Here is a 12059-nt window from a genome sequence, read left to right as displayed (position 1 = left end):
GTTTATTGGCCCTCGCCTTAATCGTCGAACTGGTTACTGACCCGCATCGCCTCGGAGATCGTCGAGCGCCCCTGCACGGCCAGGCTCACCGCATGGCGGCGCAGCGTGTCGCCGCGCATCTCGGCCTGGGCCACTTTCAGGAAGTGCCCCGGATCAGGATGGTTGACGGCCTCGGTCACGGCGCGCGTCATTTCCAGCAATTCATAGACGCCGGTACGGCCCCGGTAGCCGGTGCCATTGCAATGCGAGCAGCCCTTGCCGTGGAAGAAGCGCGTCGTCGCGGCGAGCTCTTTCAGTTCCGAGCGCAGCCATTCGACTTCGTTTGCGGCCGGCTGGTAGTCGACCGTGCAGCTCTCGCAGATCACGCGCACCAGGCGCTGGGCCAGCACGGCCTGCAGCGAGCCGCCGACCATGTAGCGCGGCACGCCCATGTCCATCAGGCGCAGCGGCGTGCTGGCCGCATCGTTCGTGTGCAGCGTCGAGAGCACCAGGTGACCCGTCATTGCAGCGCGCAGGCCGATCTGCGCCGTTTCCTGGTCGCGCATCTCGCCGACCAGCACGATGTCCGGGTCTTGCCGCAGCGCCGAGCGCAGCACGCGCGCAAACGAGAGTTCGATCTTGTCGTTCACCTGCACCTGGTTGATGCCAGACAGGCGATACTCGACCGGGTCTTCGACCGTGATCAGTTTTTTCTCGACCGAATTGAGTTCGGCCAGCGCGCTGTAGAGCGTCGTCGTCTTGCCGCTACCGGTCGGCCCGGTGACCAGCACCAGCCCGTTCGGGCGCGCGACAATCGCGCGGAACCGCTCCACCAGGCGCGCCGGCATGCCGATGGCGTCCAGGCGCAGATTCGTGCCGCCCTGGTTCAAGAGGCGCATGACGACCGATTCGCCGTACTGCGTCGGCATCGTCGAGATACGCACGTCGATGCGCTGGTTGCGCACCTTGACAGCAAACCGGCCATCCTGCGGCAAGCGTTTTTCGGAGATGTCCAGGTCGGCCATCAGCTTGAGGCGCAGCGCCAGCGGCGTGGCCACTTTCAGGTCGGCCTCGGTCTGCAGGTGCAGCACGCCGTCGATGCGAAAACGGATCTGCAGGCGCCCGTCCTGCGGTTCAATGTGGATGTCCGATGCGCGCACCTGGGCGGCATCGTCGAACACCGATTGCAGCAGCTTGACGATCGGCGCTTCTTCAAGCCCCGGGTTGGCCGCCAGCGCACCGAAGTCGATGGACACGTCGCCCAGGTCGGCTTCGACCTCGCGCGCCAGGCCCGTGATCTCGCCGGTGCGGCGATAGATACGGTCGATCGCGCCCAGCACTTCGGTCTCGTTGACCACGGCCAGCTCGACGCCCTTCTTGATCAGGCGCGCGATTTCATCGTAGGCGAACAAATCGGTCGGGTCAGACACGCCCACCAGCATGGCGTCGCCCCGGTCTTCCAGCACCAGTGCGCGAAAACGGCGCGCAGCCGTCTCGGGCAACAGCCGCACCAGGTCGGCGTTGATGTTGTAGAACTTGAGGTTGATATACGGAATATCGAGCTGGCGCGCCAGTGCGCCGGAAATCTGGTCCTCGGTAACATAGCCGCTTTCGACGAAAACACGCCCGAGCTTGCGGCCGGTGCGCTTCTGGTCCGCGAGGGCTTGCTGGAGTTGTTCTTCACTCAACAGCTTTTGTTGCATCAATACTTCGCCGAGACGCACTTTCTCTGGCCGTGCCATACCGTTCCTTGGTCTAATTCTTGCAGCAGAGATTCTATGCCAGAAAGAATAAAAATTGATTCAAGGAATTAAAATGTGTCGGCTTTTGGCGTCATCCTATGGCCGCACAATGACGAAATCCTATCGAAACCTGCAATCGCAGCATTCCAGGCTGACAAACCCGGCGTCAGACTACTGATGCCCAAATGCCTATGGCGCCAGACCAGGCTGGCGCCATATTGATCGGGCAGCGCATCATGGCCGCCCTGCGGTGCAAGTCAAGATGCTTACTTGACCTTGCGACGGCGGCCGATCATGCCCACGCCGGCCAGACCAGCCAGCATCAGCGCGATCGTACCTGGCTCAGGCACTTCGTTGATCTCGTTTGGCAGGATCAGGCTCGGGTCAGCGGCGACCGGTGCTGCTGCGCCCGCATCCGTTGCTGGCTGGGTGGCATTGCCACCACCCATGTCGCCCGTCACAGGCGGCAGGCTCACCTCGACGCTACCGCTGCCACCGGCTACTGGCGCGGTGCCACCGCTAGCCGCACCGGTGCCAGTGCCGCTACCACCAACTGCCGCGCCGCCGCCGACAGCGCCGCCAGCCGCTGGCGATGTTGCGCCGCTGCCGCTCTGACCGGTTTGCCCTTGTACGATCTTGACGCCGTCGCCATCGTTGATGACTGCTGCCGAGTTACCAAAGCGCGCTGCCAGCAGGCCGTTACCGGCGCTCAGCACGTAGCTCGCGTCGATGCCTTGCTGCACGAACAGCTTCTGGGCATCCGATTGCGACAGACTGGCGCTGGCTTTGCCGACGAGCACTGACGTCAGGTCCGTATTGGCATTGTGCGCAATGCCGCCGACCAGGCTGACACCGCTACCGAGCACACCGGAGCCAATAACACTGGAACCGTTGCCCGAGTTCCAGCCGGTTTGGAACACCGGTTGCGAAGCCGAGGACACGACATCAGCCTGGGCTGCGCCTGCAGAAATCAGAAGCGATGCAACAACGAGGTGGCGAATTGACATGAACGTAACTCCTAGGAAAGTAAAAATTATTATTTTTGCAAGCACGAAGCCATCCTAGCATGCGTTTCGGAAAGGGAACTATCGGTTGCAATCAAATTGTGCATCCCATTTATCGTCATAAAACGGTTGACTCATGCCAATATGTATTTGAAAAAAGCATAATTCGCATATTCCAAGCGAAAAGATAGAAATTTAGTGATCAGAATCCGCAAAGCAACCTAGATACTTTTATGACAATTCTCGTATTATTTTGTCACCATCGTCACGTCAGACGGGTGGTATGAATGAAAAAGGCTGCATCCGGGAGGATGCAGCCTTTTTTGTGTGGCGCGACGTCGTCGCGCGACGAATGAGACGCTTACTTGACGTTGGCGCTAACCGCGCCGCCCGCTGGCGCGACGACCATGTACGGCATTACGCGCGATGCCATCCGCGTGTCCGTCTTGAGCATGCTCACCTCATCGGCGAGGATGTTGGCCGCCTCTTGCAGCATGACGTCCTTGGCATCCTTGGCCGCCTTCTCTGCTGCCAGTTCGGATTGCAGATTGCGCTCGTCTGCCTGCAGGCCATCATCCTGACGGGGCGTACCGCGCACGGCGACGACCGATTTCTTGGCCTTGGTCGGGTCCGGCGCTTCGGCGCGCTTTTCCTTGCTGCCCGGGCCGCTGACAGGTTCATCCGGCGTCGCCGACGTGCCACCCAGGCGGGCTTCACGCAGCTTCGAGCGGGCATCCTGCGTATCGCGCTCCTTGCGGCGGATGGTCTCGTTCAGCGAAATCACGTTCTCCTTGCGCAGCTTGAGCACTTCAGCGATGTCTTCCTGCAGGAACTGGAAGTCCTTGTCCTTGGCGATGCGCGCTTCATGCCGTTGCTGCAGCGGCGCCACCAGTTCCTTCAGGTCGCCCGCCGGCAGGTAATTGGCCGGCTTGATCGCCACCCATGGCAGGGCGTTGTCGTACGACGATTCGCCAAAGCTGTCGAGGTCGGTCATGACCGGCAGCTTGATGTCCGGCGTGACGCCGCGCAGCTGCGTGGTGCCGCCATTGATACGGAAGAACTGGGCGATCGTCATCTTCAGCTCGCCGTAGCGGGCTTTTTCACCCGGTGCGAAGCGGTCAAGGTCGATCAGCGTCTGGACCGTGCCCTTGCCGAAGCTCGGCTCGCCGATCACGATGCCGCGGCCGTAATCCTGGATCGCCGCTGCAAAAATCTCGGACGCCGAAGCCGAACCACGGTTGATCAGCACGCCCATCGGGCCATCCCACGCCAGGCCGGCCTTGACGTCGCTTTCGACTTCGACGCGGCCTTCCGCCGTGCGTTGCATGACAACCGGGCCCTTGTCGATGAACAGGCCGGTCAGTTCGACGGCCTCGGTCAGCGAACCGCCGCCGTTGTTGCGCAAGTCGATCAGGACGTTGTCGACCTTGTCTTTCTTGAGCTCGACCAGGATGCGCTCGACGTCGCGCGTGGCGCTGCGGAAGTCTTTTTCACCCTTGCGGCGGCCTTCGAAGTCTTGATAGAAGGTCGGCAGCGCGATCACGCCGATGCGGCGCTCGACGCCGTTTTCCTTGACCTTGATGATCGACTTCTTGGCGGCCTGCTCTTCCATGCTGATCTTGTTGCGGACCATCGAGACACTCACGTGCTTGGCGTCGACGCCGCCGTCGCCCGGGATCACGTCGAGGCGCACGGTGGTGCCCTTCTCGCCGCGCACCAGCGCGACCACGTCGTCCAGACGCCAGCCGAGCACATCGGTGAACGGGGCATTGCCCTGTGCAACGCCGACGATGCGGTCGCCCACCTTGAGCTTGCCGGACTTTTCAGCCGGGCTGCCAGGCACGACTTCGCGGATGATCGTGTAGTCGTCGCGCGACTGCAGTACGCAGCCGATGCCTTCCAGCGACAGGCGCATCGCGATATCGAAGTTGTCGGCCGAGCGCGGACCAAGATAGTTGGTGTGCGGCTCGATGGCGGTGGCATACGCGTTCATGAACATCTGGAACACGTCTTCGTTGTTCAGCTTGCCGATGCGGTTGACGTAGTTCTCGTAGCGCTTGTCGAGCGTTTCGCGGATCGATTTATCGTCCTTGCCGGCGAGCTTCAGGCGCAGCCAGTCGTTCTTGACGCGCTTGCGCCACAGATCGTGGATTTCGTCTTCGCTCTTGGCCCACGCCGCTTTTTCGCGGTCCAGCTGCATCGTCTCGTCGGTCGAGAAGTCGAAGTTGCCCTTGAGCAGACTACGCGCGTACGCCATGCGTTCGCCGAAGCGCTTCTGGTACATGTTGTAGATCGAAAACGGCGCGCTCAGGTCTTCGTTGTTGATGGCGTCGTCCATCTTCGTGCGCAGGGCGCCAAAGCTGTCGAGGTCAGCCTGCACGAAGTACAGCTTTTCGCTGTCAAGTCCTTCGAAGTATTTATCGAAAATCTTCGCCGACATCGCGTCGTCGAGCGGGACGGGGCTGTAGTGGTAGCGGCCGAGCACGCGCGAGGCCCACAGCGCGGCCTGGGTCTGGGCAGCGATCGGCTTCATGTCGGCGGGAACGGCCGGGGTGGCGGATTTGCCGGCGGGCTTGGCAGCAGACTTCGCCGAATCGGCGGGCTTGGCCGGAGCCGGTGGCGTTGCGACGGCAGCGGATTTCTCGGGCTGCGCGGTCACCACATGGGCGGACATGGCAAACGCCATGGCGGCGAGGAGCACGTGCTTCTTCATTCTGCGATTCTCCGAACGGGATTCCTGTTGCGGTTGCGGCATGGCGCAAGGCAAACCTGCCATACCGCGCTTTTCGCTTCATTCTACAGGTAGATCAGCCTGTTAGCGCCGGCCTGACCCGCTTGCGGCGCCGCAAATGCTGACAATTAAGGTTGCCGTAAGCCTGCCCACACCCCTGTATTTACCCTTTGACAAGCGTCAATAGCGCGTCGCCGTAATACCAGAGCACGGCGAGCAGGATCAGCAGCGGCGCCCACGGCCACGAGCGGGCGGCCAGCTTCCAGTCGACCGGCGACGGCCAGAACGACAGGAACTGCGGCGCGAGAAACACCATCAGCGCGAGGTCGACCGGCTGGAAGGCCAGCCCATGGCGCGTGCGCCACCAGGCCACGCCCAGCGGCACGAACAGCACCAGGAGTGGCGCCAGCGCGGCCGGCGCCGCGTTATACCAGCGCAGATTGGCAAACGTGACCGAGCCGAGTTCCCAGTTGTGCCCGCCGGCCTTGCTGCCCCTGGCCCGCTTGATGCGGCGCGGCAGCACGCTCATCCCGACGGGTTCGGCATTGGTGAGCAGACCCACCGAGAAATGCGCCAGCTCGTGGCACAGCGTGCCGGCAGCGGTGAATACGAAAAAGACAGGGTGCGCGGCCGAGGCAATCCACAGCAGGAAGGCCAGCGCTGCCGATGGAATCAGGTAGATCAGGATGTCGGGCGACGCGGCTGCCATGGCGCAGGCGGCGGCGGGAAGCCAGGCGCTGCAGCCGGCGAGCATCGCGTCAGCGTGCGTAGAAGCAGCGCCCGCACGCCTGGCGGTAGCTTTCGTTGCCGCCGATACTGACCTGCTCGCCCTCGCGGATACGGCGGCCCTGCTCGTCGACGCGGATATTCATCGTCGCCTTCTTGCCGCAGGTGCAGATGTTCTTGATTTCCTCGATATCGTCGGCCAGCGCCAGCAGATAGGCCGAGCCGGGGAATGGCTCGCCACGAAAGTCGCTGCGCAGGCCGTAGCAGATCACGGGCACGCCACGCAGCTGGGCCAGCTGGTGCAGCTGGCTGACCTGGGCCGCCGTCAAAAATTGCGACTCGTCCACCAGCAGGCAGGCGACGTTCTCGACCTGGTCGAGGAAGTTGGTGTCTGCGTGAAAGACTTCGGCTGGCCGCTGCGCGCCCAGGCGCGACGTAATCACGCCGACGCCATAGCGGTTGTCGATTGCCGCCGTGTAGAGCTTGACTTGCTGGCCCTGCTCTTCGTAGTTGTGCGCGACCTGCAACAGGGCCGTCGATTTGCCGGCGTTCATCGCCGAGTACCTGAAATAAAGTTTGGCCACTGCCCTGTCCTGCCTGTCTATCCAATGCGACGAAGGCTGCGATTATAGCGTGCCGGTAACCTGGATCGCCAGCCAATCGCCACCGGATTTTCACTTGCCCGGATGGTATTTCCGCTCGAGATTGCGCTCGATATCGTCCTTGTAGAACAGCACGTCCTTGAACTCGCCGCGCGCATACATGGCAGCCTGATCGTTGAAGTGCGGCGAACGGGGATCGCTGCTCTGGCCGCCGGCCAGGATGCTCTTGGCGCGCACCTTCGGGCCGAACTCGACGGCGGCGACGAAGCTGTTGCCGCGGTCGCCATAGATACGCTTGGTCGTTTGTTTGGCCGTCATGCCGAACGAGGCCAGCGAGCCCCAGTTGGCGGACGTGAACGGCACCGGAATACTCGGCTTGCTGTCATCGTATTGCTGGTCGACCGCGCCCGAGAGGCGCTGGAAGCGGTTGATCTCGCCCCATGGCGTGCGCCAGTCGCCGAAGTCGGCCGTCAGTTTGTCCGACGCGCGCAGCAAGCTGTCGAGCCGGTCCGCCGGGCTCAAGCGCTGGGCGATGTAGTCGACCGGCGGAATCGTCTCGAGTTTTGCGCGCGCGCCGTGCTGCGCCACAAGGTCCTGGCCCCAATACACGGCCAGCGACGTGGGGACCGAGTCGATGGCGTAGCGCATGTTCCAGCTGCGCAGCGCGTCGATCTGTTCGGCCAGCGCCGCCTTGCGCGGGTCTTCCGGCGGCAAGGCGTCGTAGTCGGCAATGACGGCCGGCACCAGCGGCTCGAACGCCTGCAGGCGCGTGTCGTACGAGGCCGCGATCAGGCCGTCGATATCGAGCCCCTTCGCCTCCTTGAAGACGCGCGCGGCATTGCGGCCACGCGCATTTTCGGGCAGCGACCACATGTACGACGGGTAGTTAGCGCACTTGGGGCTGCTCACGCCGGCCGCCGTGCAGGGCCAGTTGTTGGTGTTGAAGATGTAGCCGCTGGCCGGGTTGAACAGCGTGATGGTCTCGTCGATCTCGTGCAGGCGCTGCCATTCGTTGGCGGGATTGCTGCCGTCCACCGGGCGGGTCCAGTCCACGCGCGGGTCGCGTTTCGGGATGAAGTTACCGTGGAAGTAAGCGATATTGCCCTTGGCATCGGCATACACCGTGTTGTTGGACGAATTGGTGCGCAGCTCCATGGCCTTGTAAAAGGCGCTGTAGTCACGCGCCTTGGTGCGGGTGTACGACTGGGTCAGCGCATTGAGCGGGTCGTCCATCAGCTTGACCGATACCCACTTGCCGCCCTCGGCGCGCACGACGGGGCCGTGGTGCGTGAAGTAGGCGGTGACGCTGCGGCTGGCCATCGTCCCATCGGGCATCCTGTACGGCAGCGCAATGGCGACCTTGCGCATCGGCGCCTCGTGCTTGCCGTATTTGTAGAAATACTCGCCGTTGCGGTCGACGACCGTTTCCAGGTATTCGTCGATGACGTCGCCGCCACCGGACGTGTGCATCCAGCCCAGCTTGTCGTTGAAGCCCTGGTAGATGAAGAACTGGCCCCAGGTCACGGCGCCATAGGCATTCAGGCCCTCTTGGCTGACCATGTGCACTTCGGGGCGGAAGTAGAACGACGTGTGCGGGTTGATCATCAACAGCGCGTGGCCATTGGCGCTCAGTTTCGGCGCGATGGCAAAGCCGTTCGAGCCGCGCGGTTCGGGAGCGAAGCCGCGCGAATCCTGGCGCTGCGTGTTCAGTTGCGCCAGCGCCGGGCGCTTGCCATAGAACGCGGCCAGGTCGGCCAGCTCGATCGACTCGATATCACCGCCGATGCTGCCTTCGCTGAACGTGAGCGCCATCCACGGCTCGAAGTGGGTCAGGAGCTTCGGCTTGACCTCGGGATGCGTGTACAGGTAATAGTTCAGGCCATCGGCAAACGCCTTCATCAGGTTCTGCAGCCAGGCGGGACTGGCCGCATATTGCGCCTGCATGGCGGCCGGCTGAACGTACAGCTTCATGCGCAGGTCGCGCCAGATCTCGGCCTCGCCCTCGACTTCGGCCAGGCGCCCCATCGCATTGATGTAATTGAGTTCGATGCGGTTGAAGTCGTCCTCGGCCTGCGCATACAACGTGCCGAACACGGTGTCGGCATCGGTGCGGCCAAACACGTGCGGAATGCCCCACTTGTCGCGCATGATCGTCACGCGCTCGGCCGTTGCCTTCCAGCGCGCGACCGTGGCCGCGCTCGGCGCAGCTTGCGCGCTCGTGGCCGTGATCGGCGTCTTTTTGGGCGCAACGGCGAACGATGGCGCGGCGGCGCCGATCAGGAGCAAGCCGAGCAATGCCGGCGTGAACGAACGTGACGTGGGCATGGGGGCTGGCTCCTTGAGGACGTGGCGAGGTTCAGTCGGCGCCGAGACCGGCGTTGACGAGGCGTTGCTTGAGGCGTTCGTTTTCAGTCAGCAGCGTGGCAAGGCGGTCCTTCATCGCCGCGCGTTCGCTGCGCAGCGTAGCCAGCTCGTCGGCTGGATCGACCACTTCTTTCTCTTTGCGCGGGCGGGCCGCACTTTTCTGTTCGCGCACCTGGCGCGCGGCCTGCTGCAATTCCTTGCGCCCGCCGGCCACGGCGGCCAGCTGCGCCGACTCGGGCAACTGCGCCACATTGGCGGCGGCATTGATCGAGATGGTGCCCGTACGCACGGCTTCGCGCAGCTCGGGCGTGGCCGCTTTCTGGATGCGTTCGATCTGGCTGATCGTGTTGCTCGACACGCGCGCCGCACGCGCGACATCTTCACGCGTGTTCCATGGCGGGGATCCGGCATCGGGCGCGGCGTCGGCATCGCCTGCCTCATCGGCAGGACGTTCGGCCACGCGGGCCGAGACGATCTCTTTTTTCTTCAGCGCCAGCACACCGCGCTGGAAGTCCGAGACGCTGCGGCGCGCCAGGTGGTTATCGATCATCCACAGCATGACGTCCTCGATCGACTCGAACGTGTTGTTGTGGACGGTGCGGAACGGGATGCCGTGCTTCTGGCACAGCTCGTAGCGGTTGTGGCCGTCGATCAGCGTATCGCGCCAAAGTACCAATGCATCGCGGCAACCTTCGGCGAGCAGGCTGCGCTCGAGCGCGGCTTGTTCGATCGGGCTGAGTGGATCGACGAAAGAGCGCAATTCGTCGTTGATCGTGATATTCAATTCGGGTCCTTGCATGTCGTGCTGGGGAGTGTCGTGGTGCGGCGGCGGCATTGAGGCGCCGGATGGCATGCTACACCATCCGGCCGAGGCCGCTGACCTGCGCTTGCCATGACGGAATGTATGGACAGTCGCACATCGGAGCGAGTGCATCGGCGCTGTCGCGCCATGATCGGCGTGGAGCGCCAGGATAATTCGTGGTGCGGGCAGCCGGAATCGAACCGGCACGCCTCACGGCGGCAGATTTTAAGTCTGATGCGTCTACCAATTTCGCCATGCCCGCGCCGCCCGGATTGTACTACGTGGAGCAACCCGGGTGTTAGTGGCTGAGCTGCGCCGCTGGATTTAAACACGTACTCTCAACATGGCTATTAAACCAAAATGCTTCAGGTTTCAAGGGAGCGCGGCCTTCACGCGAGCTGACATAAAATCAATTCATTATCTTGTCATTTCTTTTCGCCTGGGCGGCGCCATCGTCTCGACGCCAACGCCACGGTGAACAACGTACTGTATAGAAGGAACTTCCAAACATGGAACAATTCAGGGAAATCAAGCTGTCCCGGCGCGATGTATTGATCGCCGGCGCAGTATCGGCCTCGGCCGTTGCAATGCCGGGCGCAAACGCGCAGACGGCCGCCAACGCCCCGGCCGCCAACCCGGAGCCGGTCAAGGTCGGCGTCTCCTTCAACGTCAACGGCAAGGATGTCACGCTCGAACTCGACACGCGCACGACGCTGCTCGATGCACTGCGTGAGCACCTGCACCTGACCGGCTCGAAAAAAGGCTGCGACCAGGGACAGTGCGGCGCCTGCACCATCATCATGGATGGCCGCCGCATCAACTCGTGCCTGTCGCTGGCGATCATGCACGACGGCGCCAAGATCACGACGATCGAGGGCCTCGGCACGCCGGACAAGCTGCACCCGATGCAGGCTGCCTTCGTCAAGCACGACGGCTACCAGTGCGGGTACTGTACCCCGGGCCAGATCTGTGCCAGCGTGTCGGTGATCGAAGAAATTCGCGCCGGCATGCCGAGCCACGTCACGGCCGACCTCAACGCCAAGCCACAGATGACCGTGGAAGAAATCCGTGAGCGCATGAGCGGCAACATCTGCCGATGTGGCGCCTACTCCAACATCATCGACGCCATCAAGGAAGTCGGAGGGGTCAAAGCATGAAGGTCTTTACTTACCAACGCGCCACCACGCCTGCTCAGGCTGCGCAAACCGTCGCCCGCACGCCAGGCGCACGTTTCATCGCCGGCGGCACCAACCTGCTCGACCTGATGAAGCTCGAGATCGAAACCCCGGGCGCCCTGGTCGACGTCAATAAACTGGGCTTCGACAAGATCGAGCCCACCGCCAACGGCGGCCTGCGCATCGGCGCCTTCGTGCGCAACACCGATCTGGCATCGGACCCGCGCGTGCGCAAGGATTACGCCGTGCTGTCGCGCGCCCTGCTGTCGGGCGCCTCGACCCAGTTGCGCAACAAGGCAACGACGTCGGGCAACCTGCTGCAGCGCACCCGCTGCTCGTACTTCTACGACACCGCGCAAAAGTGCAACAAGCGCGAGCCGGGCAGCGGTTGCGCCGCCATCGGCGGCTTCACGCGCAACCTGGCCGTCGTCGGCACCAGCGACGCCTGCATCGCCACGCACCCGAGCGACATGGCCGTGGCCATGCGCCTGCTGGACGCCGAAGTCGAGACCGTGCGCGCCGATGGCAGCAAGCGCACGATCCCGATCGCCGATTTCCACCGTTTGCCGGGCAACACCCCGCACATCGAAACGGTGCTCGAACCGGGTGAACTGATCACCTACGTGACCCTGCCAAAACCACTGGGCGGCGTGCACGCGTACAAGAAAGTGCGTGACCGCGCATCGTACGCGTTCGCGCTGGTGTCGGTTGCCACCGTGATCCTGCCGGACGGCAGCGGCCGCGTGGCCGTCGGCGGCGTGGCGCACAAGCCATGGCGCGTCGAAGCCGCCGAGCAGCAGATGGGCGCCGGCGCCAAGGCCGTGGCCGATCGCCTGATGGCCGGCGCGAAGACCACCGAAGAGAATGCCTTCAAGGTTCCTTTGGTACACCGTATTTTGGCCGCAGCAATGCAAGACGCAAAGAAAGCCTAAGC

At 63.1% G+C, this 12059-nt stretch carries 9 protein-coding genes and 1 tRNA gene; 2 read left to right on the top strand and 8 right to left on the bottom strand.

Annotated elements, in window-relative coordinates; translation table 11 throughout:
• Positions 1-17: 17 nt before the first annotated feature.
• The 8 genes from AC56LV_RS03910 to AC56LV_RS03875 form a co-directional block, all read right to left on the bottom strand.
• Positions 18-1721 (bottom strand): GspE/PulE family protein, encoded by a 1704-nt coding sequence (locus AC56LV_RS03910; protein WP_499556126.1) that lies wholly within the window; start codon positions 1719-1721, stop codon positions 18-20.
• A 266-nt stretch (positions 1722-1987) separates the two neighbouring features.
• Positions 1988-2728 carry a PEP-CTERM sorting domain-containing protein gene (locus AC56LV_RS03905; protein ID WP_499556125.1) on the bottom strand — a complete coding sequence of 247 codons (741 nt, stop codon included), beginning with the start codon at positions 2726-2728 and terminating at the stop codon, positions 1988-1990.
• A gap of 358 nt (positions 2729-3086) precedes the next feature.
• Positions 3087-5438, bottom strand: coding sequence for a carboxy terminal-processing peptidase (locus AC56LV_RS03900; RefSeq protein WP_499556124.1), 2352 nt, complete (start codon positions 5436-5438; stop codon positions 3087-3089).
• A gap of 181 nt (positions 5439-5619) precedes the next feature.
• On the bottom strand, positions 5620-6210 hold the full coding sequence (locus tag AC56LV_RS03895; RefSeq protein ID WP_499556123.1) for a hypothetical protein: 591 nt from the start codon (positions 6208-6210) through the stop codon (positions 5620-5622).
• A 4-nt stretch (positions 6211-6214) separates the two neighbouring features.
• On the bottom strand, positions 6215-6766 hold the full coding sequence (locus tag AC56LV_RS03890; protein ID WP_183551718.1) for a thymidine kinase: 552 nt from the start codon (positions 6764-6766) through the stop codon (positions 6215-6217).
• 90 nt (positions 6767-6856) lie between these two features.
• Positions 6857-9109 carry a penicillin acylase family protein gene (locus AC56LV_RS03885; RefSeq protein ID WP_499556122.1) on the bottom strand — a complete coding sequence of 751 codons (2253 nt, stop codon included), beginning with the start codon at positions 9107-9109 and terminating at the stop codon, positions 6857-6859.
• Positions 9110-9140: 31 nt separating this feature from the next.
• Entirely contained in the window at positions 9141-9932 is a 792-nt protein-coding gene (locus tag AC56LV_RS03880; RefSeq protein ID WP_183553612.1) for a ParB N-terminal domain-containing protein, read from the bottom strand.
• Positions 9933-10127: 195 nt separating this feature from the next.
• Positions 10128-10212 (bottom strand) — tRNA-Leu (locus tag AC56LV_RS03875).
• 247 nt (positions 10213-10459) lie between these two features.
• Here AC56LV_RS03875 and paoA point away from each other — a divergent pair.
• Together paoA and AC56LV_RS03865 are read left to right on the top strand one after the other, a co-directional pair.
• Positions 10460-11107, top strand: a complete 648-nt coding sequence (gene paoA / locus AC56LV_RS03870) for an aldehyde dehydrogenase iron-sulfur subunit PaoA (RefSeq protein ID WP_183551712.1) — start codon at positions 10460-10462, stop codon at positions 11105-11107.
• Positions 11104-12057 carry an FAD binding domain-containing protein gene (locus AC56LV_RS03865; RefSeq protein WP_499556121.1) on the top strand — a complete coding sequence of 318 codons (954 nt, stop codon included), beginning with the start codon at positions 11104-11106 and terminating at the stop codon, positions 12055-12057. Before paoA ends, AC56LV_RS03865 begins: the two co-directional genes overlap by 4 nt.
• Positions 12058-12059: the final 2 nt, after the last annotated feature.

This window comes from Telluria sp. RB2R28, assembly GCF_059685835.1.
This window is presented reverse-complemented; position numbering and strand designations above follow the sequence as displayed.

Excerpts from the sequence above, each read along its gene's own strand:
- AC56LV_RS03910 (WP_499556126.1), bottom strand. The coding sequence starts at position 1,721 with ATGGCACGGCCAGAGAAAGTGCGTCTCGGCGAAGTATTGATGCAACAA.
- AC56LV_RS03905 (WP_499556125.1), bottom strand. The coding sequence starts at position 2,728 with ATGTCAATTCGCCACCTCGTTGTTGCATCGCTTCTGATTTCTGCAGGC.
- AC56LV_RS03900 (WP_499556124.1), bottom strand. The coding sequence starts at position 5,438 with ATGAAGAAGCACGTGCTCCTCGCCGCCATGGCGTTTGCCATGTCCGCC.
- AC56LV_RS03895 (WP_499556123.1), bottom strand. The coding sequence starts at position 6,210 with ATGCTCGCCGGCTGCAGCGCCTGGCTTCCCGCCGCCGCCTGCGCCATG.
- AC56LV_RS03885 (WP_499556122.1), bottom strand. The coding sequence starts at position 9,109 with ATGCCCACGTCACGTTCGTTCACGCCGGCATTGCTCGGCTTGCTCCTG.
- paoA (WP_183551712.1), top strand. The coding sequence starts at position 10,460 with ATGGAACAATTCAGGGAAATCAAGCTGTCCCGGCGCGATGTATTGATC.
- AC56LV_RS03865 (WP_499556121.1), top strand. The coding sequence starts at position 11,104 with ATGAAGGTCTTTACTTACCAACGCGCCACCACGCCTGCTCAGGCTGCG.